Annotated in this window: 20 protein-coding genes; 6 read left to right on the top strand and 14 right to left on the bottom strand. The window is 66.8% G+C overall.

What is annotated here, in order from left to right:
- Positions 1–467: 467 nt before the first annotated feature.
- The 3 genes from AC3D24_RS18350 to AC3D24_RS18360 all read left to right on the top strand — a co-directional run bounded on the left by AC3D24_RS18350 (position 468) and on the right by AC3D24_RS18360 (position 3,948).
- Positions 468–1,160 (top strand): winged helix-turn-helix domain-containing protein, encoded by a 693-nt coding sequence (locus tag AC3D24_RS18350; protein WP_353468787.1) that lies wholly within the window; start codon positions 468–470, stop codon positions 1,158–1,160.
- Between the two features lie 9 nt (positions 1,161–1,169).
- On the top strand, positions 1,170–2,516 hold the full coding sequence (locus AC3D24_RS18355; protein WP_489032509.1) for a sensor histidine kinase: 1,347 nt from the start codon (positions 1,170–1,172) through the stop codon (positions 2,514–2,516).
- 172 nt (positions 2,517–2,688) lie between these two features.
- Complete coding sequence (locus AC3D24_RS18360; protein ID WP_489032510.1) at positions 2,689–3,948, top strand: MFS transporter; 1,260 nt, start codon at positions 2,689–2,691, stop codon at positions 3,946–3,948.
- A 33-nt stretch (positions 3,949–3,981) separates the two neighbouring features.
- Here AC3D24_RS18360 and rsmD read toward each other — a convergent pair whose 3' ends face one another.
- Entirely contained in the window at positions 3,982–4,524 is a 543-nt protein-coding gene (rsmD, locus tag AC3D24_RS18365; protein ID WP_489032511.1) for a 16S rRNA (guanine(966)-N(2))-methyltransferase RsmD, read from the bottom strand.
- Positions 4,524–6,116, bottom strand: coding sequence for a pseudouridine synthase (locus AC3D24_RS18370; protein ID WP_489032512.1), 1,593 nt, complete (start codon positions 6,114–6,116; stop codon positions 4,524–4,526). Before AC3D24_RS18370 ends, rsmD begins: the two co-directional genes overlap by 1 nt.
- 120 nt (positions 6,117–6,236) lie before the next feature.
- On the opposite strand from AC3D24_RS18370, the gene AC3D24_RS18375 reads away from it, so the two are divergent.
- Positions 6,237–6,668, top strand: coding sequence for a response regulator (locus AC3D24_RS18375; protein ID WP_489032513.1), 432 nt, complete (start codon positions 6,237–6,239; stop codon positions 6,666–6,668).
- Positions 6,669–6,756: 88 nt separating this feature from the next.
- Entirely contained in the window at positions 6,757–8,088 is a 1,332-nt protein-coding gene (locus AC3D24_RS18380) for an AmpG family muropeptide MFS transporter (RefSeq protein ID WP_489032514.1), read from the top strand.
- 2 nt (positions 8,089–8,090) lie between these two features.
- On the opposite strand, the gene AC3D24_RS18385 is transcribed toward AC3D24_RS18380, so the two are convergent.
- The 12 genes from AC3D24_RS18385 to AC3D24_RS18440 all read right to left on the bottom strand — a co-directional run bounded on the left by AC3D24_RS18385 (position 8,091) and on the right by AC3D24_RS18440 (position 19,704).
- Positions 8,091–8,567 carry a DUF6628 family protein gene (locus tag AC3D24_RS18385; RefSeq protein WP_489032515.1) on the bottom strand — a complete coding sequence of 159 codons (477 nt, stop codon included), beginning with the start codon at positions 8,565–8,567 and terminating at the stop codon, positions 8,091–8,093.
- A 68-nt stretch (positions 8,568–8,635) separates the two neighbouring features.
- Positions 8,636–9,955, bottom strand: coding sequence for a bifunctional folylpolyglutamate synthase/dihydrofolate synthase (locus tag AC3D24_RS18390; protein WP_489032516.1), 1,320 nt, complete (start codon positions 9,953–9,955; stop codon positions 8,636–8,638).
- A gap of 116 nt (positions 9,956–10,071) precedes the next feature.
- Entirely contained in the window at positions 10,072–10,923 is an 852-nt protein-coding gene (gene accD / locus AC3D24_RS18395) for an acetyl-CoA carboxylase, carboxyltransferase subunit beta (protein ID WP_254686890.1), read from the bottom strand.
- Positions 10,920–11,732, bottom strand: a complete 813-nt coding sequence (gene trpA / locus AC3D24_RS18400; protein ID WP_489032517.1) for a tryptophan synthase subunit alpha — start codon at positions 11,730–11,732, stop codon at positions 10,920–10,922. The genes accD and trpA overlap by 4 nt, the downstream gene beginning before the upstream one ends.
- A 160-nt stretch (positions 11,733–11,892) precedes the next feature.
- Positions 11,893–13,134, bottom strand: coding sequence for a tryptophan synthase subunit beta (gene trpB, locus AC3D24_RS18405; protein ID WP_489032518.1), 1,242 nt, complete (start codon positions 13,132–13,134; stop codon positions 11,893–11,895).
- Positions 13,135–13,231: 97 nt separating this feature from the next.
- Positions 13,232–13,867, bottom strand: coding sequence for a phosphoribosylanthranilate isomerase (locus tag AC3D24_RS18410; RefSeq protein WP_489032519.1), 636 nt, complete (start codon positions 13,865–13,867; stop codon positions 13,232–13,234).
- A gap of 172 nt (positions 13,868–14,039) precedes the next feature.
- Entirely contained in the window at positions 14,040–14,714 is a 675-nt protein-coding gene (gene pyrF, locus AC3D24_RS18415) for an orotidine-5'-phosphate decarboxylase (RefSeq protein WP_489032520.1), read from the bottom strand.
- Entirely contained in the window at positions 14,711–15,061 is a 351-nt protein-coding gene (locus AC3D24_RS18420; protein WP_489032521.1) for a LapA family protein, read from the bottom strand. Before AC3D24_RS18420 ends, pyrF begins: the two co-directional genes overlap by 4 nt.
- Before the next feature lie 83 nt (positions 15,062–15,144).
- Positions 15,145–17,433 carry a patatin-like protein gene (locus AC3D24_RS18425; RefSeq protein ID WP_489032522.1) on the bottom strand — a complete coding sequence of 763 codons (2,289 nt, stop codon included), beginning with the start codon at positions 17,431–17,433 and terminating at the stop codon, positions 15,145–15,147.
- 32 nt (positions 17,434–17,465) lie between these two features.
- Positions 17,466–18,176 carry an endonuclease/exonuclease/phosphatase family protein gene (locus AC3D24_RS18430; RefSeq protein ID WP_489032523.1) on the bottom strand — a complete coding sequence of 237 codons (711 nt, stop codon included), beginning with the start codon at positions 18,174–18,176 and terminating at the stop codon, positions 17,466–17,468.
- Positions 18,177–18,286: 110 nt separating this feature from the next.
- Positions 18,287–18,544 carry a hypothetical protein gene (locus AC3D24_RS18435; RefSeq protein WP_489032524.1) on the bottom strand — a complete coding sequence of 86 codons (258 nt, stop codon included), beginning with the start codon at positions 18,542–18,544 and terminating at the stop codon, positions 18,287–18,289.
- 131 nt (positions 18,545–18,675) lie between these two features.
- Entirely contained in the window at positions 18,676–19,704 is a 1,029-nt protein-coding gene (locus AC3D24_RS18440; RefSeq protein WP_489032525.1) for a glycosylasparaginase, read from the bottom strand.
- Positions 19,705–19,922: 218 nt separating this feature from the next.
- Between AC3D24_RS18440 and AC3D24_RS18445 the strand changes: the two genes are divergently transcribed.
- Complete coding sequence (locus AC3D24_RS18445) at positions 19,923–22,985, top strand: TonB-dependent receptor domain-containing protein (protein ID WP_489032526.1); 3,063 nt, start codon at positions 19,923–19,925, stop codon at positions 22,983–22,985.
- The last annotated feature ends 28 nt before the right edge of the window (positions 22,986–23,013 follow it).

Genomic DNA, 23,013 nt, shown 5'->3' on the forward strand with positions numbered 1-23,013 from the left:
CTTCTCTGTTTCTCCCCCCACTCCGTCATCCCGGCGAACGCCGGGACCCATGGTTGCGGAGTTGGTGGTGGTTGCAAGCTAATGCATGGTCCGCCGTATCCGTGGGTCCCGGCGTACGCCGGGATGACGGGGAGGGGCCGGGACGTATCGCGGGGGTGCTTTGCTCGCTTGATCCCACAACGCGCGGCGGTACCACCTTCGTATTCGTATTCGCGTTGCTCTCACCGTCGCCCGCGCCCCCCCCCTCAACATGACGAAAATGTCACCCCTCGGTCATCGCCCTGACCCCCACCCGATCCTAGAACCAACCCGTGGCCAGCAACGGCCGCACGCGTTTCCAGAGATCGGTGCCCGTCACTCCCGGGGGTACCGTGGGGGCCGGTGGGAAGACTTCTTTCCGCCGGCCTTTCCGTTTATGAGGGCAGGAGATAGTGACCGATTTCGGTGGCAGGGAAGGTGATACCGCGTTGAGCCGCAAGATTCTGATCGTCGAGGACGACGCCTCGACATCCGCCTATCTTGCCAAGGGTTTGGCCGAAGCGGGGCATGCGATCGAAGCCTGTGCAGACGGCCGCGACGGCCTGTTTCTTGCGAGCGAGGGTATCTTCGACCTCATCATCGCCGACCGCATGCTGCCCGGCCTCGACGGCCTGTCGATGGTCAGCGCGATTCGTGCCGCCGGCATCGCGACGCCCGTCCTGATCCTCTCCGCGCTCGCCGCCGTCGACGACCGCGTCGATGGCCTGAAGGCCGGCGCCGATGACTATCTCTGCAAGCCGTTCTCGTTCGCCGAACTCTCCGCACGCATCGAGGCCATGCTCCGCCGCTCGGACCGCGCCGCGACCGAGCCGCAGAAGACCAAGCTCTCCGTGGGTGACCTAGAGATCGACCTGCTCGCCCGCGCCGTCTCGCGCGCCGGGCGCTCGATCCCGCTCGGTGCGCGCGAATTCAATCTGCTCGAATTTCTCGCGCGCCACGCCGGCCAGGTCGTGACGCGGACGATGATGCTCGAGAAGATCTGGAACTATCATTTCGACCCGGGCTCGAACGTCGTCGACGTCCATATCGGCCGCCTCCGCCGCAAGCTGGAGGACGGCTTCCCGACGCCGATTCTGCACACGGTCCGCGGCGCCGGATACCGGCTCGCCGTCGAAGGCTGATTCGGGGTGGTGATCCGCCTTTCGGTAACCGCGCGGATCGCACTGCTCTCGATCGCGTTGGCGCTGGTGTCGAACCTCGCGCTGGTCGGCTTCGTCTGGAAGACCACCAGTGCCGATGCGATCGATGCGATCCGCCGCGAGACCACCGAACAATCCGAAGCCCTGCGCGCGGTATGGCGAAGCGGTGGACTGACCGCGGTTCGGCAGGCGATCGATAGCGCGGTCGTTCCCGGTGACGTTTCGCTGGTGCTGGCGGTGATCGATCCCAAGGGCCGCGCGGTCGTCGGCATCTCACCCGCGCGTCTCGCCGTGCCGCTCCGCATCACGCAGTTCCGGATCGCGCGGCTCGGCTCCGACGAGCTTTGGTCCGCGCGGGAGACGGGGTACGCCCTCCACCCGCTTGGCGATTATTGGCTGCTCACCGGCCGAAACCTCGACCTGATCGCTGCGGAGGAGCGTGCGATTGAACGTGCGCTCGCGGTGGCGGTCTTCCTGTCGCTGGCGCTCGGCGTGATCGGCGGGCTGGTGCTCACACGCTACGTCAGTCGCCGGCTCGATGGCATCGCCAGGGCGATCGAGGCAGCCGGCGAGGGCGACCTTTCTCGGCGCGTCGATATGATCGCGGGCGGCGGAGACGCGTTCGATCGCCTCGCCGCGCGGCTCAACGTCATGCTCGGCAAGCTCGAAGGCGTGATGGCCGAGTTGCGGATCGTTACCGACAGCCTCGCGCACGATCTTCGCTCTCCGCTGGCTCGGCTGCGCACCAAGACCGAGCAGGCGGTGTTGATCGCCGATCCGGACGCGCGCGAGTCGGCGCTCGGCGGCCTGCTGGTCGAGACCGATCTGGTCATGCGGATGCTGACGATGGTGATCGAGATCAGCCGCTCGGGCTCGGTCTCGCGCGATCGGTTCATCGAGGTATCGCCCGCCGATCTTCTGGAGGAAATCGGCGAGCTCTATGCGCCCGTCGCGGAGGATGCCGGGCTAGTGTTCACGATCGCGATCGATGACCGTCCGCCACCGATGAAGCTCCACCGCGAACTCATCAGCCAGGCGATCACCAACCTGATCGACAACGCGCTCCGGCACGGCGCGGGGGGCGGCGAGGTCACGTTGCGGATCGTCCATCGCACCGATGGCGTGGCGATCCAGGTCGAGGACCGTGGCCCGGGCATCGCCGCCGCAGACCGCGCGCAGGCGTTGAAGCGCTTCGGCCGCCTCGACAGTGCGCGGTCCACCCCCGGTGCGGGCCTTGGCATGGCGCTGATCGAGGCGGTAGCGCGGCTCCACGATGGCCACTTCGAACTCGCCGACAACGCGCCGGGCTTGGTCGCCCGCATAGTCCTCCCAGTCTGATCCTCCCCCGCAAGGGGGAGGTGGCTGGCGCTTGCCAGACGGAGGGGGAGGAAAGGCTAACCTCGGCTGCGTTTCCTCCCCCTCCGTCGCTACGCGCCACCTCCCCCTGGCGGGGGAGGATTAGTAGTGGCAATCGGTTGACCTCAACGGCGACCACGGCGAGACCATGTCCATGACGACGCTAGCCTCCCATCGCCGCATCCTCGCCGCCAGCTTGGTCGGCACCGCGGTCGAGTTCTACGACTTCTACATCTACGCGACCGCCGCAGCGCTCGTGTTCGGGCCGTTGTTCTTTGCAGGGCAGTCCTCCTCGGCGCAGCTGCTGCTCAGTTACGCGACGTTCGGCCTGGCCTTCGTCGCGCGGCCGGTCGGGGCGATCGTGTTCGGGCATTTCGGCGACCGGGTCGGGCGCAAGTCCACGCTGGTCGCGTCGCTCTTGCTGATGGGTGGATCGACCGTCGGGATCGCGTTCCTGCCGACCTATGCGCAGGTCGGCTGGATAGCACCCGCGTTGCTCTGCCTGATGCGGCTGGGGCAGGGGCTTGGCCTCGGCGGCGAATGGGGTGGGGCGGCGTTGCTAGCGGTCGAGAACGCGCCGCCGCACCGCAAGAACACCTGGGGCATGTTCCCGCCGCTTGGTGCCCCGGTTGGGTTCCTCGCGGCAAACGGGCTGTTCCTGGTAATCGGCTTGGTGCTCGACGACGCGCAGTTCGTCGCGTGGGGCTGGCGGATCCCGTTCCTGCTGAGCGCGATCCTCGTCGGGCTCGGGCTGTGGGTGCGGTTGAAGCTGACCGAAACGCCGGCCTTCCTCGAAGCCGAGGCGACCGAGGCTCTCCCCAAGGTGCCGATCGCGACGTTGTTGACGAAGCACCTCCGCGCGACGCTGGCCGGCACGTTCGGCGTCATCGCGTGCTTCGCTCTGTTCTACCTCGCGACCGCATTCGCGCTTGGCTATGGCACCAAGACACTCGGCTATTCTCGCGAGGCGTTTCTGGCGGTCGAGCTGGTCGCGATCTGGTTCCTGGCCGGCGGCGTGATCGTGGCGAGCGTGCTGGCGGACCGGCATTCCGCCGCGCGGATGCTGGCGATCGGGTTTGCGGGCTGCATCGGCATCGGCGCGTTGATGGGGCCGATGCTGGGCTCGGGATCGCTGTTCACGGTGTGGCTGTGGCTGTCGGGTGCGCTGTTCGTGATGGGGTTCGCGTACGGGCCGCTCGGTGGCTGGCTGCCAAGCCTGTTCCCGGCTGGGGTGCGCTACACCGGCGTGTCGATGACGTTCAATCTTGGCGGCGTACTCGGCGGTGCGCTTGCGCCGATCGTCGCGGAGGCGCTGGCACCGCGTGGATTGTGGCTGGTCGGCGGGTATCTGATGGCGGCGGGGGTGCTGAGCCTCGGCGGGCTGCTGATCCTCGGTCGCACAGCCAGGCACTAGTGTGTTCTCCCGCCTTTGCGGGAGAACAAGCTTTTACGCTGACAACGGCCGCAACAGCGTCAGCCGCGCCTTGCCGTGCACCCGCGTGGCGTCGACCTCGAAGCCGGCCAGCTCGACGACCTCGGCCTTCGCCGTTTCCAGGCTGATCCACGTCGCCGGCCCGACCCAACCCAGCCGCGACAGCTTGTCGAGCGCGACCAGCCCGGCACCGGTGGCGTAGGGCGGATCCATCAGGATCACGTCGAGCGGTGCCGGTGCGGGCCCGAGCGCCATCACCGAGGTCGCGCGGACATCGCCGCGGATCTCCAGCTTGGCGAGATTGGCCTTCAGCGCATCGACCGCCAGCTTGTCCGATTCGACGAACATGCACGTTGCCGCGCCGCGTGACAGCGCCTCGATCCCGAGCGCACCTGAGCCGGCGAACAGATCGGCGACCGCCAACCCCTCGAAACTTCCCACGCGGCTCGTCAGCATCGAGAACAAAGTCTCGCGCATCCGGTCCGCGGTCGGGCGGGTGGTGTCACCCTTGGGCGCGGCGATCTGACGGCCGCGAAACAACCCTGCGATGATACGCATCAGCGCTTCCCTCCACGTGGTGCACGGGGCGGATGACCGCGCCCTCCCGACGGACCCTTGCCGGGCGCCGTAGGCCGAGTCCCTCGCTCGGGCCGCGCCGGCGCATCGCGCACCGGCCGCGGTTCGGCACCCGGACGCCCGGACGCACTGCGCGCCGCCCGCTTGTCGAGCGAACTGCGGCCGCGGGAATCATCGGCTTGCGGACGAAAGCCACGCTGCGGCTCCTGACGCTGCGGCGTTTCCGCGCGGCGTGGCGTCACGGTGCCACCGGCGCCGACCCGAGACGGGGCTGCACGATCGCGCGGCGGCTTGGCGGCACGGAAGTGTTTGATCTTCGGGCTGGTGCTCAGTTCCTCGCCGCGATCCGCGCGCTCCTGACGAACATAAGGCTTGGACATGTCGCCACTGGTCGGCCGGGCGTGATGCGCCCCCGTCGGCCGAGCGGCATTGCGCGTGTCCGGCCGTGCCCAGGGATCGTTGACGTCGCCGCGTTGCATGGCCGCGGTCGGGCGGATCCGCTCGGGCCGTGCAGGTCGTGATGGACGATCGGTCGGCACAGTGCCGCTGGAGAAGCCTGAACTCGCCGGCGCCGTGTACGGGCTGCGAACCGGGGCACGTGCCCCGCCGGGCGCAGGCCGTGCGCCTTGGGCGGGCCGCGCACCCGTCGTGGGTCGCCCCATCGGTGCAGGCCGTGGTGCATTGCTGCCCCGCTGGCTCGACCGCGCGCCGATCCCGGCTCCCGCGCCGGCGCTCGCGCTGATACCAATGTTCGCGCGGGCACCGGGACCCTCGGGCCGACCCTTGGCCAGTTCCTTCTGGAACGCGACGACGTCATGCTGCAGCACCTCGCCGATCTGTCCCGGCGGAAGATCGCCGAGCACGAACGGGCCATAGCGCGTCCGGATCAGGCGCGAGACCTGAAGCCCCAGATGCTCCAGCACCCGGCGGACTTCGCGGTTCTTGCCCTCGGTCAGGATCATCTCGATCCACACGTTTGCGCCGGTCCGACGCTCGATATTGGCATTGATCGAGCCATAGCGCACACCCTCGATCTCGATCCCCTCGATCAGTTCCTCGAGCTGCGGCTGCGTGATATTGCCGTACGCACGCGCACGATAGGCACGCTCGACGCCGGTCGCGGGCAGCTCGAGCTGGCGCTTCAGTCCACCGTCGGTGGTCATCAGCAACAGCCCCTCGGTGTTGAGATCGAGCCGACCGACCGGCACCAGCCGTGGCAGGTCCTGCGGCAGGCGATCGTAAATCGTCGTACGACCCGCCGGATCGCGCTCGGTGACCAGCAGCCCGGTCGGCTTGTGATACAGGAACAGGCGCGCGGCGCTTGGCGCCTCGACCGGATCGCCGTCGACCGTCACGCCCGCCAGGTTGCGCAGGATCGTCGCAGGCGTGTCGACCAGCGTGCCGTTCAACGCGACTCGGCCATCGGTGATCATCCGCTCGATATCGCGGCGCGAGGCTATTCCGGCGCGCGCGAGCAGCTTGGCGATGCGGTCGCCCTTTACCGGTGTTGCAGGAGTTGCGGGCGCGTCGTTCGACGGGCTGGCAGTCGGGTTATCGTCTTTTGAAGTCGTCATGGCGCGGCTGATACTATGGATCGGCCGTCAGCGCGAAAATATTTGCGACCGTTCGTGCTGCGGTGCGTTAACACCCGCAAGCGTAACGACCTTTCGCGCGCGACCGGGGGCCTTTCGGCAATGTTGTTCGGCAAGAAAAAGCGGCAGATCGTCCGGCTCCTCGTCGTCGAGGACGAACCGCTAGTGGCGTTCGACACCGAATATTTCCTGGCCGAGGCGAAGTTTACAATCGTTGCGACGATCGACCGCGTTGCAGACGCGTTGCCAATTCTGGCGAGCGACACCGTGATCGACCTGGTGTTGGTCGACGTGAACCTCGCCGACGGATCCGGCATCGACGTCGCGCGCGCGGCGCATGCCCGAGGCGTGCCGGTGATGTTCGTGACCGGGAGTTGCCCGGTCGAGGCGACGACGCTCGCCGCCGGCTGCATGGCCAAGCCTTACGCACCGCGCGACCTGATCGCGGCAATCGAGGCGATCGAGGCAACGCGCGCCGGCAGTAAGCCCAAGCGCGTACCGTACGGGTTTACGTTGTTTGAAGCGAAAGCCTGACGTTTCCCTCACTGCCCGTCGCCTGACGGGTAGCGCGGTTGCGATTTCCCGTTAGGGTCCCCCGCAAGCGAGTGGGAGCGTAAGTGCGATGGGCGGGACCGAAGAAAAGCGCTGGAGCGATGGGTTTCGACCGTATGTCGAGAAGGCCCCGCTGGCCGCGCTCGCGCTCGGGATATCGTCGGGCTTCCCCTATGCGATGATCGGCGCGACGCTGACCACCCGGCTGGCGGCGAGTGGCATCGACAAGAAGACAGTGACGGCGTTCAGCCTCGCCTTCCTCGTCTATAATCTGAAATTTCTGTGGGCGTGGGTCGTCGATGGCGTCCGCCTCCCGGTGATCGGGCGGCTCGGCCAGCGTGTATCATGGCTGATCGTCACGGCCGCGCTGGTCGTCGCGGCGGTCATCAATCTCGCGCTGATCGACCCGGCGGCGAGCATCGCCTCCACTGCAACCGCGGCGATCCTGGTCGGCGCGGCGGGCGCGACCTTCGACGTGGTGATCGACGCGTTCCGGATCGAGACGCTGGAGCCTCGCCAATTGGGCGTCGGATCGGGCATGAGCCAATATGGCTGGCGGATCGGCTCCGCGGGGTCGGGCGCGCTGGCGCTCGTGGTCGCCGAACGTGCCGGCTGGAACGCCGCCTATCTGGCATGCGTGGTATTCGCGTTGCCGGCGGTGCTGGCGGGCTTGGCGCTGGGCGAGCCCGAACGCCGGCGTCCGCCGGTCGAACGCCGCGGTCTCGCCGAGGGGGTCCGCGCGATCTGGGGGCCGTTCGTCCAGTTCTTCTCGCGCGAGGGGGCGTTCGTCGTCCTGGCGTTCATCCTGATCTTCAAGGTCGGCGACACGCTCGCCAACCTTACGCTGCGCCTGCTGTTCGACGACCTCGGCTTCACCGGCGACGAGATCGCGTTCTACGATGTCGGGATCGGCTTCATCGCGTATCTGGTCGGCATCTTCATTGGCGGCATCCTGTACGCGCGGATGGGGATGAAGCGATCGGTGCTGTTCTCGCTCGTCCTCATGGGCGTCTCGAACCTGTCGTTCGCCGCGCTGGCGGCGGCAGGGCATTCGAACTTCGGCATGGCGGCGGCGATCGGTTTCGAGAACGCATCGAGCGGCTTTGGCGGCGTCGTCGTGATCGCGTATTTCTCCGCGCTGTGCGATCTGCGCTTCACCGCCGCGCAGTTCGCGCTGATCTCGGCAGCAGCGAGCATCGTCGGACGGATCGTCACCGGCACGACCGCCGGCGCCCTGATCGAGGCGTTCGGCTATGTCGATTTCTACCTGCTGACGACGGTGCTCGCGGTACCGGGGATCGTGTTGTTCTGGTGGATGAGCCGGTCGGGGATGATCGACCGCTCGATCGGCAGCGCGGGCGTCGAAGGAGAGGGCGACGCGCGGGCTGGCGAGCCCGTCTAGCCTTACATCGTGACCGGTCGCCCCTCGTCGGCGAACGCGGCGGCGACGGCTGCGGCGCTGGCGAGGACGCCGTCGACGCGGCGGACGCCTAGGAGATCGGTCATCAGATAGCGGGCTGTCTCGGGCGCGGTCTCGACGCGCGCGAGGATCGACAGCATCGCCGACTCGGCCGGTGTCATCCGCGCACAGCAGCACGGCGCGATCGCGATCGTTCCCGCCGACGTGCCCGCCAGGTCGGCCATCAGCGCGCGCAATAGTACCAGCGGACGACGGAAGCTCTGCCCGAAGGCGGTGAACATCGTGTGCGCGGCGCGGGCGTCCGATAGGCCATGCGCGCCCATCCGGCGCATCGCGAACAAAGCGATCCGCGCGTTTTCACAAGGCGGTAGTGGATGCGGCAGCAACGCCGTCGCACTGGCGATCAGGGTGGTCGAGGCGGGGGGCGAACTGGGCGTCGAACTGGGGCGGGTATCGGTCATTCACGCGACTCCGTGGTGGTCGCCACAAACTCGCGTGTTGGTTATTGATAGTCAATAGCAATAAGGACTCAGTCAGGCGGTTGATCGTTCGTGGCGAGCACTTCACCGGCGAGGTAGAGCGAACCGGCAATGAGGACGACGTTGGATCGATCACCACGGCCTACGATCAGGTCTAGTGCGTCGGTGGGCGTCTGCGAGGTTTCCGCGGTCTTGCCGAAACGTTCCGCGAGCGCTGCAAGGGTCTCGGGAGCATGGTGCGCATGGCCGGGGACCGGGATCGCGACGACGTGGCCGACCGAGGGCGAAAGAATCCGCATCACAGCCTTGGCATCCTTGTTGGCGAGCATGCCAAGGACCAGCGTGACTGGGCGGCCCTTGGCCAGCGTTCGCAATGCCCGCGCGACCGGTTGCGCAGCGTTGGGGTTGTGCGCGCCGTCGAGCCACACTTCGCTGCCCGCCGGGAGCCGTGCGAGCAGGGGGCCATCGGACAGGCGCTGCATCCTGGCCGGCCAATGCGCCCAGTCGGCGGCGGCACGCATTGCGGCTTCGGGGATGTGCAATGCGCCCTGATGGCGAAGCATCGCGATCGCGAGCGCGAGGTTGCGCGACTGGTGCGCGCCGACGAGGCGGGGGCGGTTGGTGACGACCGAGAATCCGGTGTCCTCGTAGCGGACGGTCGAGCGCGCAGTCTCACTGGTCCAGGCGGTGCCGCGGGCGTGGACGGGGGCACCCGAGGCGGCGGCTACCGCGGCGATCTTTGCGCGGAGGGCCTTGGGATAGTCCATCGTGACGAGCGGCACGCCGGACTTGGCGATGCCCGCTTTCTCGCCGGCGATCTCCAGCAGTGTGTCGCCGAGGAACGACTGGTGATCGATGCCGAGCGCGGCGATGCCGGTAACGACAGGGTTGGGGATGACGTTGGTCGCATCGAGCCTGCCGCCGAGACCGACTTCGACGATCGTCGCCGCCGCTGGCGTGCGCGCGAAGGCGAGGAACGCGGCGGCGGTGGTGACCTCGAAGAAGCTGGCCTGGAGGTCGGCAGCGTGGCCGAGCACTTCCGACAGCAAGGCGGCGAGCAGCTCGTCGTCGATCAGCTTGCCCGCAAGGCGGATGCGTTCGTTGAAGCGGACGAGGTGCGGCGAGGAATAGACGTGTACGCTGTGCCCGGCGGCTTCGATCGCGGCGCGGAGGAACGCGCAGGTCGAACCCTTGCCGTTAGTGCCCGCGACGTGGAACACCGGGGGGAGATTGAGGTGGGGGTCGCCGAGGCGGCTCAGGAGCGCGGTGATGCGCTCCAGTCCGAGAATATCCGCTCCGGGCGACAGCGCGGTCAATCGGTCGAGCTGCGCCTGAACTGCGGGCGAGGAAGAAACGGCGTGGTCGGGCATTCTGGCTCCCTCTCCCCTCCGGGGAGAGGGCTGGGGTGAGGGGCTGTACCGGGGCGCGGCGCTGCTGGGCTGCCCCTCACCCCGACCCTCTCCCCGGAGGGGAGAGGGAGTGGAGATTACGCCGCTTCGCGCGCGCTGAGATACCCGATGACCGTACCGAGCTGTTCGCGCAGGTCCTTTCGGTGGACGACCATGTCGATCATCCCGTGCTCGAGATAATATTCGCTCGTCTGGAAATCCTCGGGCAGCTTCTCGCGAATCGTGCTTTCGATCACGCGGCGACCGGTGAACGCCAGCGTCGCCTTGGGCTCGGCGATCTGCACGTCGCCGAGCATCGCATACGCCGCCATCACGCCGCCCGAGGTCGGGTCGGTCAGCACGACGATGTAGGGGAGCCCGGCATCGTGCAGCATCTGGATCGCGACGGTGCTGCGCGGCATCTGCATCAGGCTGAGGATGCCCTCCTGCATGCGCGCGCCGCCCGATGCGGTGAAGATCACGTAGGGCACTCGGTCCTCGATCGCCGCCTCGACGCCGCGGACGAACGCTTCGCCGACGGCCAGACCCATCGAGCCGCCCATGAAGCCGAAGTCCTGCACGCCGACCACGACCCGGTGGCCGTCGATGCTCCCGCGCGCGTTGATCAGTGCGTCCTGCTCGCTGTTGTCGGTCCGTGCTGCCTTGAGGCGATCAGTGTACCGCTTCTGGTCGCGGAACTTGAGCGGATCCTCGGGGACTTTCGGCGCCGGAAGCTCGCTGCAGCTACCTTCGTCGAACAGCTGCGCGAAGCGGATCTTCGGTCCAATGCGGTCGTGGTGATCGCATTTCGGGCAGACGTACAAATTGTCCTCGAGCTCCTTGGTGAAGACCATCTGCCCGCAGCCCTTGCACTTGTGCCAGAGATTTTCCGGCGTCTCGCGCTTCGCGACGAAGGGCAGGACGTTGCGGACGCTGTTGAGCCAGCTCATGCAGGAACCTTTCGGGCCGAAGCGACGGCGTCGGCGAGCGACTTGATATAGGCGCGGACCGGTTCGGCCGCAGCGGCGCCGTGTTGTGCGACCAGTTCGACGATGGCCGAGCCGACGACGACGCCGTCCGCGACGCGCGCGACGTTTGCGGCCTGCTCAGGCGTGCGGATGCCGAAGCCGACTGCGATCGGGATGTCGGTCTGTGCCTTGAGGCGGGCGACGGCGTCCTCGATCGAGGATTGTTGCGCCTGCTGCAGCCCGGTGATGCCGGCGACCGACACGTAATACAGGAACCCGCTCGCACCATCGAGCACGGTCGGCAGGCGGGCCGCGTCGGTGGTAGGCGTGGCGAGGCGGATCAGGTCGATCCCGGCGGCACGCAACTGCGGGCCGAGCGCATCGTCTTCCTCGGGCGGCACGTCGACGCAGATCACGCCGTCGACACCGGCGTTGGCGGCGGCTTCGGCGAACCAGTCCGCGCCGCGCCGGAGCATCGGGTTGCCATAGCCCATCAGGACCAGCGGCACGTCCGGATGCCGCGCGCGGAACGCGGTGGCGGTCGCGAGGATGTCCGCGGTGCGGGTGCCCTGCGCGAGGCTGCGGATGTTCGCGGCCTGGATCGCGGGACCGTCGGCCATCGGATCAGTGAACGGCATGCCGAGCTCGATCGCATCCGCGCCGCCCGCGACGAGTGCGTCGAGGATCGGGCCGGTAGCCTCGGTGGTGGGATCACCCGCGGTGACGAACGTGATGAGCGCGGCGCGTCCGGCGGCGGCGGTGCGCGCGAAAGCGGCGGCGAGGCGGCTCACTTGCCCCCCTCCCGCAAGCGGGAGGGGCTGGGGGTGGGCACGCGGCTTCCTCCAGCGTTGCGGCGGGCGATGGTGAGGCTCGAACCAGCGGTGCGGCTGGTGTGAACGCGAGCCCACCCCCGGCCCCTCCCGCTTGCGGGAGGGGGGAAGGAGGAGGCGATCATATCGCCACCCCGAGCGCTTCTGCGACGGTGAAGATGTCCTTGTCGCCACGACCGCACAGGTTGGCCAGGATGATCTGGTCCTGCCGCATCTCGCGCGCCTTCTTCGTCACCGTCGCGATTGCGTGCGATGGCTCCAACGCGGGGATGATGCCCTCGGTCCGGCACAGCAGCTGGAACGCGTCGAGCGCCTCGGTGTCGGTCGCGCTGTCATACTGGACGCGGCCGATATCGCGCAGCCACGCATGCTCGGGCCCGATGCCCGGATAATCCAGCCCGGCGGAGATCGAATGCGCCTCGGTGATCTGGCCGTCCTCGTCCTGCAACAGGTACGTCTTGTTGCCGTGGAGCACGCCCGGAAAACCACCCGCGAGGCTCGCCGCGTGCTGCTTGTCCAGCCCATGCCCCGCCGCCTCGACCCCAAGCATCTGCACGTCGGCATCGTCGAGGAACGGATGGAACAGCCCGATCGCGTTCGAGCCGCCACCGATCGCCGCGACCAGCAGGTCGGGCAGGCGACCAACGCGCGCCAGCATCTGCGCGCGGGCCTCGGTGCCGATCACGCTCTGGAAATCGCGGACCATCTCCGGATACGGATGCGGGCCGGCGGCGGTGCCGATGATGTAGAAGGTGTCGTGGACGTTCGCGACCCAGTCGCGCATGCCCTCGTTCATCGCGTCCTTCAGCGTGTGTGCGCCGCTGGTTACGGGGCGGACTTCGGCGCCGAGCAACTTCATGCGGAACACGTTGGGCGCCTGACGCTCGACGTCCTTGGCGCCCATGTAGATCACACAAGGGAGACCAAAGCGCGCGCAGACGGTGGCGGTGGCGACGCCGTGCTGGCCGGCGCCGGTCTCGGCGATGATCCGGGTCTTGCCCATCCGCATCGCGAGCAGGATCTGGCCGATGCAGTTGTTGATCTTGTGCGCGCCGGTGTGGTTCAGCTCGTCGCGCTTGAACCAGACTTGCGCGCCCATGCCTTCGGGAGCGCACTCGCGGAGCGCTTCGGTCAGCCGTTCGGCGTAGTAGAGCGGGCTCGGCCGGCCGACATAATGTTCGAGCAAATCGTCGAACTGCGCCTTGAACGCAGGGTCGGCCTTGGCGGCGCGATACGCCTCGTCGAGTTCGAGGACGAGCGGCATCAGCGTCTCGGCGACATAGCGGCCACCGAAGTCGCCGAAATGGCCGCGCTCGTCGGGCTGCGCGCGGTAGGAATTGGGAGCGAGGGTTGGAGCGTTCATGCGGAGCGCTTTAGCACTTCGAAATGTCGCGCCAAGCCCTTGTATCCCCGCGAAGGCGGGGACCCAGTCTGGGCACCCGCCTTCGCGGGTGAACAATTCAGGTGCGGGCAGCCGTAAGGAACGACGCGATCCTGGTTTCGTCCTTGATGCCGGGCTCGCTTTCAACGCCTGACGACACGTCGACCAGTTCCGCCCCGGTCCGTCGAATCGCTTCCGCCACATTCGCTGGATCGAGTCCTCCCGACAGCGCCCAAGGCAATGGATGCCGGAACCCGTCGAGCAGGTCCCAGTCGAACCTGAGCCCCATCCCTCCCGGCAAGGCCGCCGAGTCCGGCGTTTTCGCGTCGTACAATATCCGGTCGGCAACACCCGCAAACTCGTGCGCCCCGTCAAGGTCGCCACGCGTGCGAACCGCCACCGCGACCCAGGTCTCGATCCCGAACTTCGCACGGATCGCGGCGGCGCGAGCCGGCGTCACCTTGTGGAGTTGCAGCACGTCGAGCGCCGCGGATGCGACCGCCTGTTCGAGCATCTCGTCCTCCGGATCGACGAACACGCCGACCTTGGCGACATGACCCGGTACGCGCGCCGCCAGCTCGGCGGCCTTGGCAAACGTCACGTGTCGCGGCGAAGCGGGAAAGAACACGAACCCGACATGGCTCGCGCCGTGCCGGATCGCCGCTTCGAGCGTCGCGGGGGTGGAGAGGCCGCAAATCTTGGCGGTGGTCATCATCGTTCCTAAAACGGATCACGGAAGCTTGATCATCCTCCCCCTGGCGGGGGGTGTCACCGCAGGTGACGGAGGGGCGGCAAGCGATGAGCTATCGTTCCGTATCCGCCCCCTCCGTCGCCGTTGGCGCCACCTCCCCCTGGCGGGGGAGGATCGTGAGAAAACAAGTCCGCCTCTACAGCGTTGCGCCGATCGCGCGGGCGGCTGTGTCGGGGTCTTCCGCTTGCGTGATCGGGCGACCGACCACCAGGATCGAAGCCCCCGCGTCGAGCGCCTGGCGCGGCGTGACGACGCGTTTCTGGTCGCCGATCTGCCCGTTGGGAAGGCGTACGCCGGGCACCACGAAGAACCCCTTCGGCCAGATCGCCTTTGCCGCCGCAACCTCCGCGCCCGAACAGACGATACCGTCGACACCCGCCTCGCAGGCCAGTTCGGTCAGTCGCGTGACCTGGTCATGCGCGCTGCCGATAACACCGGTCGCCGCGAGATCGGCCGCGTCGAGACTGGTCAGCATCGTCACTGCGATTACCTTCGTGCCGACCGGCGCGGCTGCTTTGGCGTCTTCCAGCATCGCCCGGCCGCCGCTGGCGTGCACGGTCAGGATCGCGGGCTCGAGCGCGCCGAGCGCCTGCACCGCCTTGGCAACGGTGTTGGGGATGTCGTGCAGCTTGAGGTCGAGGAAGATCGGCAGGCCGAATTCCGCCATCGCATGCACGCCGGGCTGACCGTGGGCGGAGAAGAATTCGAGGCCGAGCTTGATTCCGCCGACATGATGCCGGACCCGCGCCGCCAGAGCCTTGGCGCGGGCCAGATCGGGCGTGTCGAGCGCGACGTAGATGCGGTTGCTCATGACGGGACCCCCGGCGGCGCGGCGGCAGGGACAACGGGTGTCACAGGCATTGCTGCCGGCGCTTCGGTCGGCACGAAAACCACCGGCTCGGGCCGCGGTGTGCGCAGCTCGAGCAATTCGCGCTCGCATGTCGACAGCCGCTGGCGCAATCGCCACCGGATCGCGTGGTTGTACAGCATCGTCGGCACAAACCCGATCAGGAACGTCACGAACAGCAGCAGCGGCAGATTCACGTCGGCGATCAGCCCGCCCCAGAGCTGGATCTGTACCGCATTCCAGTTCGATATCGTGAAGACTGCAGCGATGAACGCCAGCAGGCACCAGAACAGGATTTTCAGGAACTGCATGCGGCCACCTCTATCGCGTCCCCCGGCGCCAAAGCGCCGATGGGTATCGCAGAGCTACCGCCACGCGGCCGGTTTGGCCAGCCTTAGCCGATTTCGGTCCGGATCTGCGCGATCAGCGGCAGGATCGTGGTCAGCCGCGGTTCCTCCTCGTCGAGGATCGCCAGGAACGCCGCGCGCTTGATCGCGGCAACCCGTCCGGGCTTCATCCTCGCCGTCTGGGGGAGGGTGGAGACGGTGATGTCGATCATCCGCTCCGACCCGTGCAGCCGTCCCCAGAGATAGTCGTTCTCGCGGTAGGCCCGGCTGAAGAACGCGCCGAACGTGCCGAACTGGATCCCCTTCAGCGTCGCTTCGGCCCCACCCGAACGGATCGAGGTCGCGTCGTCGGGGGCGATCCGGTCGACCTTGATCGGATCGAATTCGTCTAGCCCTTCGCCCTGCAGCAGCGGCAGGGTTGCCGTGTCGAAATACGGAAAGCCGAGATAGGCGAGCAACAGCGTACGCCGCGCAGGCTTGGCGAGCGCCGCGAAAGCCTCCGCCAGCCGCTGATCGGTCTCCGCATCGAGCCGTTCGAGATCGAAGGTCTTGCCCAGCGTCTCCAGCACCGCAGTCGCATCGCCCTTCATCGCACGCACCGCATCGTGCATTCCGGCATGCATCTCAGCCCGCAGCCGATCGAGATACGGCGACAGCGATTCGTAGATGGCGTCGCGCATTGGTGCCAGTTCGGGCTCGTCGGCGGCGGTCTCGACCTCCGACAACCGCCGCGCCATCAATCGCAGGCGGCGGATACGAAAGCCGATGTCGAAGCGTCGCAGGAACGCGATCGACGCCGGGCTTGCGCCACCCGCAAAACCCGAGCCGAGCTGGTCTGCGCCCGCCGCCGCGACATGCGCGACGATCGCGGCACGGATCTGGGTCAATCGACGCAAGCTGTGATGCAGTCCGGCGTCATAGAGAAGCCCGGTGAGCGTCTCGATCACTGCACTGCGTTTCAGGTGACCATACGCGACGAAGCCGTACCCCGAACTCGCAGCGGCTGCTTTCTGCGCCCGCCGCCGCCACGCGATCAGCCTTGGCGCGGTCGGCCGGTCGAGGAACAGCGTGTGACCGAACAGCGACTCGACGTCAGCCTCCACTTCGGGCCGGATCGCGGTGACGATCCCGCGCATCCGGTCGATCCGGGCCGAGCGCTCGGCGATCGCCTCCAGATTGTCGCGGATCGGTTGCTGGCGCGGAATGTCGCTGATCGCGCCGATGATCGTCTGGAAGAAGCCGGGCGTGCCCTCGCCGCGGTTCAGCCGCAGCTTGATGCCTGGCGAGGGGTCTATGTAGATGAACCGCCGGTCGATCTGACGGCGCGCGGGACGTTCCTTGAGTGCGTCGAGCGCCGGGCGGAACGGTGCGTTGGCCAGGACCGAGCCGTCGATCAAAACCGCGCTCTCGGCGGCGTTCGCCGCGGTGTGGCGGGGCAGGACACGCGCTAGAAAACCGCTACGCTCGGGCCAGCCCAGGCTACGGTCTTTCAGTACTCCATCGAGTTCGGCGACCGTAAACGGCGGAAACGCACCCGGAAAGCTCGATGTCGCACGCGCAGCGAAGGTGAGTTCCGCACTGGGCGCAAGCGTATCGCAAGGATGGCCGTTATCGGTGAAGTCGACAACCATCCGGTGTTCTGTCTCTACCACTTCCGCGGGCGAATTGAGCTGCAACCGCTCGGGATGCCCAGAGAAATCGGTCACCGTCACGAACAGGTCGAGCGGCTGGCCCGGCGGCAACAGCCGCGGCCCGCGCTCGCTCGCGCCCATCGCGTCGAACGCATCGAGCAGCAGGTTGGTGAAGGTCTTCCCCCCGAACGGCGGCTCGAACCAGCGCGAGCGGACGAAATGCGACAGCTTGGCCCGCACCTCCTCGCGCGTCGGCTCGTCGAGCGCATCGACCTTGTCCGTGCTCCGCCCCGCCGCCATCCATGCGAGCGGCATCGCCCACGCCTTCGAGAAGCGCGACTTCGGCGCCGCCTCGGTATCGATCAGCGCCTCGACATCGGCGGACGTCATCCACAGATCGGTCAGCGGATCCAAGCTCTGGCCGGTCGCGATCGCCTGCGCCAGGAAGATGCCGTTGATCCCGCCCGCACTCGCGCCCGCAATGATGTCGGCGAGCACGCGCACGCGGATCGCGGCATGCTCCTCGATCTCCTGGAGCAGCGCGTGATAGACGCCCTGGCTACCCCCCTTCGGCGCATCGCCATCGTGGAACGCGCGGCTGGCGCAGACCAGCCGCCAGATCTCCTTGGTAATCCCGTGCATGTAGACCGCCAGGCTGATCCCGCCATAGCAGACGAGCGCCAGCCGCAGTTCCTTCTCGCGCATTCTACATCCTCGTCCGGCTGGCGATCATACGGCTAAGCGGTTTCCGGCCTCACGGGCTCCAGCATAGCCCAGATCGGCAGATGATCCGATGCTTTCCGCGCCGCCGGGCTGGCATGCACGCCACACTCGACCACCTTCAACTCGCGCGAGACCATGATCCGGTCGAGCCGCGCGACCGCACGCCGCGAATGGAAACTCGCGCCCGTCTCGGCAAACGCATAATCGCGCCCGAAATCGCGCAGGCATCCGGCGCCGGCGCTCCACTCGTTCAGGTCGCCCATCAGCACGGTCGGGTGGCGATGCGTGCAGGCATCGACATGGCTCATGATCGCCGCCGCCTGCTTGCGCCGCCACAGCCCCGACAGGTCGAGATGCATGCCGAGCACGCGGATCGAGCCGCCGGGCAGCTGCACATCGGCCATCACCGCGCCACGCGGTTCGAGCGAGGGGAGGTGGATCGCTTCGCAATCGACGACCGTCGCGGATTTGCGCACGAGTATCACGTTGCCATGCCAGCCCATGCTGAGCGACCGCAGGCCGAAATCGACCGGGATCCAGTCGCTATGCTCGTCGAGCAGATGATGCGGCAACACGCACGCCTTCGCGCCGAACCGTCGGTCGGCCTCCTGCAGCGCGATCACATCGGCGTCGATCTCCCGCAACACTTCGACCACGCGCTCGGGATTACGCCGACGGTCGAGCCCGATGCCCTTGTGGATATTGTAGCTGGCAACTTTGATCATGCGTGCAGGCATAACGCGGCATGCCCGATCCGGGTTGCGGTGTTATGCCTGCGAAACGACATGATCCGACTAAGTCCCTGTCGGAACAGGCTTAGTAAGTATCGATCCGATCAGTTGCTGTCGGAATCATTGTCGTCGGTGATCGCGATGACGCCGCCGGCGATCACGCCCGCTGCCAGAACCGCGACGATGATCGCGCCCGTGCCGGCAAGCTTGTTGCCACGCTTTGCGGTCGAGCCGACACGAACGCTCTTGGCGGTCGACAGCGACAAAGCGGAGTTGGCCGATGCGACCGGTGCAGCGACGGCCTGCGTTGAAACGAGGGCGGCGGCGGCGGCGGCGATCGCCATCATCATCTTGGTCTTCATACTACACTCCCAGACGTGCAGCAAAGACGCTGCAACACAACATAGGTTAGGTCCTCTTGAAAGAAATAGAAAGATGCTGCAGTGCAGTATGCTGCTTTCGCACTCAAAACTTCCTCCTGTGTGCGACCTTCCTAGACTTGGAACAGTGATCGCGCCTTCAGGATCGACGTCGCCCCGTTCGCGTCCGTGACCGCGTAGGTAAAGCCGGGCAGGAGGCAGTAGGCGCCGACATTGCCATGCGTATCGAGCGCGAGAAAGCCGACCTGGACGCCGCGGATCGCGTCGCCGCGCAAGGTCGCGATATGGCGGACGACCTCTTCGCAGGCTTTTTGCGGCGTTGCGCCCGCGCGCATCGACGCGACGACCCGCGCGGACCCAGCGACTCGCGTTACCTCTTCGCCAAGGCCGGTCGAGGTGGCGCCGCCGACCCCGGCCTCGACATAGAGCCCCGAACCGACCTGTGGCGAATCGCCGACGCGACCGCGCATCTTGAACGCCATGCCGGAGGTCGTGCAGGCACCGGCCATGCGTCCGGCCGTGGTCCGCGCGAGCAAGCCGATCGTGTCGTGGTCCAGCGCGCCTCCGGGCACGCGGGTTATGCGGTTTTCGCTATTGGCCTCAGGTTGGTACTTCGAGGTCTTAAGCCATTCACGCCACGCCTTTTCCGCCTCGGGCGTCAGCAGTTTTTCCTGCGGGAAACCCTGGTCGCGCGCAAAGGTCGTCGCGCCTTCGCCGACCAGCATCGTATGCGGCGTCCGCTCCATCACGCGTCGCGCGACCGAGATCGCATGCGTCGTGTTCTCCAGCGCGGCGACCGCGCCGACGCCGCCGGCATCGTCCATGATGACCGCATCCAGCGTGACGTGGCCGTCGCGGTCGGGATAGCCCGAATAGCCGACGCTGTGGTTGTTCGGATCGGCTTCCGGCACCATCCCGCCCGCCTCGACGGCGTCGATCAGCGAGCCGCCCGCGCGCAGCTTGGCGAAGGCGGCGGCATTGGCCGCGGCGCCGAAATCCCAGGTGGACAGGATGAGCGCACCCGTCGTGCCGCCGGCACGCAGGGTGTCGGTCCGTGCAGCGGCCTTGCCGGAGCCTTGCGCGGCACGCGCGAAGGCCGTGGTGAAGGGCAGGGCGCCGAGCCCGCTCAAGGCCGCCAGCATCGACCGTCTCGTATTCACAGATTGATCCCCTATCCAAACACCCGCCAACGCTATCGCAGGCAATCTTGGTGCGCCAGTTCTAACGCCATTACGCAATGATTCGTCTCAAATGTATCTAACAGGTATTGTTTGGGTATTGACTGATATGACAAATTGACGAAATCTGTCGTCCGAACCGGTCGAAGCGTCAGGGCGCAGCCGGGATAAGGGGTAATTATATGATCTTCGACCAGACTGTGTCGCGTATCGCTCTCGCGGGATCGCTGCTGTTCTGCGCGGTCCCGGCAATGGCGCAGGACGTCGCTGCCGATCCGGCCCAGACTCCGGCGCAGGCCAAGGTCGAGGCAGATGCCACAACCGCACTCGCGCCCGATCGCGCACCTGCATCGGACGACACGATCGTCGTGACCGGATCGCGCATTCAGCGCCCGAACATGACGTCGGCCGCACCGATCACCTCGGTCACCGCGCAGGACATCCGCGCGCAGGCGCCGACCAACATCGAAGACGTGCTGAACCGCCTCCCGCAGATCGCGCCGGACGCGCAGCAGAACTACCAGGATTCGGACGGCCGCCAGCGCATCAAGCTGCGCAGCCTGGGCTTCGAGCGCACGCTGACGCTGATCGACGGCAAGCGCATCGGCACGCAGAACGGCGCGGACGTCGGCATCATCCCGCCGTCGCTGCTCGAGCGTGTCGACGTGCTGACCGGCGGCGCCTCGTCGGTCTATGGTTCGGACGCGGTCGCCGGCGTGGTCAACTTCATCCTGAAGAAGGATTTCGAAGGGCTGCAGATCGACGGCAACTACAATTTCTATAACCACGACAACAAGGACACGATCGTGTCGTCGCTGGCGCGCGCGAACACGTTCGGCAGCCCGCGCGGCATGACCAATGACGGCGGCCGGGCCGACATCACCGTGACCGCGGGCAAGAAACTGTTCGACGGCAAGCTGCGCCTGTCGGGCTTCGTCAACTACCGCCACACCGACGCGGTCGATTACGACGCGCGCTCCAGCTCCGCCTGCCAGCTCATCCAGACCGGCAAGGACGGCCCGCTGTCCTGCTCGCTGTCGACCTATTCGCGCAGCGGCTACGTCTCACCCCAGAGCGGCCCCAACAGCGGCGCGCAATATGTCAACAACCCGGACGGAACGCGCACCTTCGTCCCCTACGGCGTCGGCGCGGGCAATGCGGCGAACCCGTATGACGGCTATTCCTATCAGCGCGGGTCGGAGCGGTGGAACGCGGGCGGCTTCGTCAGCGCCGATCTGACCTCCGATATCGAAGTCTACGGATCGGGCATCTGGTTCCGCGACAAGTCCGTGAACGTCTATCCGGCACGGATCTACAGCTACACCGTCTACGGCGATCAGCCGTACCAGGTGAACTGCAACAACCCGTATCTGTCGGGCTCGCAGGCGACCGCGATCTGTGGCGGTGCAGCCGGTACCAACACCAAGGCACCGATCGAACTCCGCTATCGCTTCAACGATCTCGCCGACATCCCCGATACCTATATCAACAGCGGCATCCGCGCGACCGGCGGCTTCCGCGGCAAGGTCGGCGATGCGTGGACCTGGGATGTCGGTGGCGTCTACGCGCGTAACCAGCAGGTCGTGAACTACGGCAATCTGCCCGATTACGACCGCGTCAACCAGTCGCTCGACGTCGTCAACGTCAACGGCGTACCGACCTGCGCCAGCGGCGCTGCGGGCTGCGTACCGTTCAACGCGTTCACCGCCAACACCCCCGGCCAGCCGGTCGCGGACTGGCTGTTCACCGCGCCGGGCGGCCGCACCAAGGGCGTCGGTACGCTCTGGGACGGGCTGATCTCGGTCACCGGCGATCTCGGAAAATACGGCGTCACTTCGCCACTCGCCACCCAGGGCGTCGCGATCGCGCTCGGCGCCGAATATCGCCACGACAACTACACCTCGACCGCCGATTCCTTCTACCGCGACCTGAACGGCGGCAGCGATCTCGACATCTCGCAGGGCGTCTGGGAATCGAACATCGAGGTTCAGGCCCCGCTGATCGAGGACCGTCCCTTCGCGCATCTGTTGCAGGCGAACGGCGGCTACCGCGTGTCGAAATACAGCAGCAATCCCAAGACCTTCAACACCTGGAAGATCGAGGGCATCTACGCACCGGTCAGCGACCTGACCTTCCGCGGCTCGTACAACAAGGCGCAGCGCGCGCCGACGGTGATCGAGATCGGCCAGTCGCGGAACATCAGCTACGGCCTGCAAGGCGGCTCGCAGAACGATTTCTGCGCACCCACCGTCACGACCAATCCGGCCACCGGCGCGATCAGCTACGGCACGCCGGTCGCATCGCGCGACGTCTGCCGCGCGACCGGGCTTTCCGACGCGCTGTACGGCAGCCCGACGCTGCTGTGTAACCAGGGCGACGGCAACCAGTGCACCGTCCAGTCGGGCGGGTTCACCGCGGATCCGGAGACCGCCTACACGCTGACCTACGGCCTGGTGGTGAAGCCCAGCTTCATCCGTGCCCTCGTTTTCTCGGTCGATCGCTATCAGATCAAGATCGACAACTCGCTGGGGTATAATGACTACACCTATTATACTGATGGCTGTCAGCGTTCGAACGGCGATCCGTTCTTCTGCTCGGGCATCGTCCGCCAGCCTGGTACCGGCATCCTCTACGCGCCGGCCAGCAGCAACCCGACCAGCGGCTTCATCCGTCAGGGCACGACCAACTATTACAAGTCGATCGCGCGCGGGATCGATTTCCAGGCGCAATACACGCTCGCTCTTGGCGGCGCAGGCAAGGTCGACTGGAACTTCAACGGCTCGCTGACGACCTTTGCCGGCAGCCAGGATTCGCCGCTCCAGCCCAAGCGCAACTGCGTCGGCTATTACGGCAATGGCTGCAGCCAGTTGCTGCCGAAATGGTCGCACGGCCTGCGCACGACCTACACCACCGGCGACGGCATCTTCAGCACGTCGTTCAACTGGCGCTATGTCGGTTCGCTGACCAGTGCTGACAACTCGGGCGACGAGGCGATCGGCGGCACGCCGGACCGGGCACGCACGACGTTCTACCACATTGCGCCGGCCAGCTATTTCGATCTGGCGCTGTCGTTCGCGATCGCCAAGGACTTCTCGCTGCGGTTCATCGCGAACAACCTGCTCGACAAGACCCCGCCGATCCTGGCGAATTCGTACGACATCAGCCTCGCGCGGAGCAACACGATCCCCGCGCGCTACGATTCGCTCGGCCGCAACATCGCAGTCGGCGCCACCATCCGGTTCTGATCCGACCTGCACGATCGAAGGGTCCGCT

The organism is Sphingomonas sp. SL1004 (genome assembly GCF_057815015.1).

Excerpts from the sequence above, each read along its gene's own strand:
- rsmD (WP_489032511.1), bottom strand. The coding sequence starts at position 4,524 with ATGCGTATCATCGCAGGGTTGTTTCGCGGCCGTCAGATCGCCGCGCCC.
- AC3D24_RS18430 (WP_489032523.1), bottom strand. The coding sequence starts at position 18,176 with ATGATCAAAGTTGCCAGCTACAATATCCACAAGGGCATCGGGCTCGAC.
- pyrF (WP_489032520.1), bottom strand. The coding sequence starts at position 14,714 with ATGAGCAACCGCATCTACGTCGCGCTCGACACGCCCGATCTGGCCCGC.
- AC3D24_RS18420 (WP_489032521.1), bottom strand. The coding sequence starts at position 15,061 with ATGCAGTTCCTGAAAATCCTGTTCTGGTGCCTGCTGGCGTTCATCGCT.
- AC3D24_RS18385 (WP_489032515.1), bottom strand. The coding sequence starts at position 8,567 with ATGACCGATACCCGCCCCAGTTCGACGCCCAGTTCGCCCCCCGCCTCG.
- AC3D24_RS18440 (WP_489032525.1), bottom strand. The coding sequence starts at position 19,704 with ATGCTGGCGGCCTTGAGCGGGCTCGGCGCCCTGCCCTTCACCACGGCC.
- trpB (WP_489032518.1), bottom strand. The coding sequence starts at position 13,134 with ATGAACGCTCCAACCCTCGCTCCCAATTCCTACCGCGCGCAGCCCGAC.
- AC3D24_RS18425 (WP_489032522.1), bottom strand. The coding sequence starts at position 17,433 with ATGCGCGAGAAGGAACTGCGGCTGGCGCTCGTCTGCTATGGCGGGATC.
- AC3D24_RS18435 (WP_489032524.1), bottom strand. The coding sequence starts at position 18,544 with ATGAAGACCAAGATGATGATGGCGATCGCCGCCGCCGCCGCCGCCCTC.
- AC3D24_RS18375 (WP_489032513.1), top strand. The coding sequence starts at position 6,237 with ATGTTGTTCGGCAAGAAAAAGCGGCAGATCGTCCGGCTCCTCGTCGTC.
- AC3D24_RS18380 (WP_489032514.1), top strand. The coding sequence starts at position 6,757 with ATGGGCGGGACCGAAGAAAAGCGCTGGAGCGATGGGTTTCGACCGTAT.
- AC3D24_RS18370 (WP_489032512.1), bottom strand. The coding sequence starts at position 6,116 with ATGACGACTTCAAAAGACGATAACCCGACTGCCAGCCCGTCGAACGAC.
- AC3D24_RS18360 (WP_489032510.1), top strand. The coding sequence starts at position 2,689 with ATGACGACGCTAGCCTCCCATCGCCGCATCCTCGCCGCCAGCTTGGTC.
- AC3D24_RS18445 (WP_489032526.1), top strand. The coding sequence starts at position 19,923 with ATGATCTTCGACCAGACTGTGTCGCGTATCGCTCTCGCGGGATCGCTG.
- AC3D24_RS18410 (WP_489032519.1), bottom strand. The coding sequence starts at position 13,867 with ATGATGACCACCGCCAAGATTTGCGGCCTCTCCACCCCCGCGACGCTC.
- accD (WP_254686890.1), bottom strand. The coding sequence starts at position 10,923 with ATGAGCTGGCTCAACAGCGTCCGCAACGTCCTGCCCTTCGTCGCGAAG.
- AC3D24_RS18390 (WP_489032516.1), bottom strand. The coding sequence starts at position 9,955 with ATGCCCGACCACGCCGTTTCTTCCTCGCCCGCAGTTCAGGCGCAGCTC.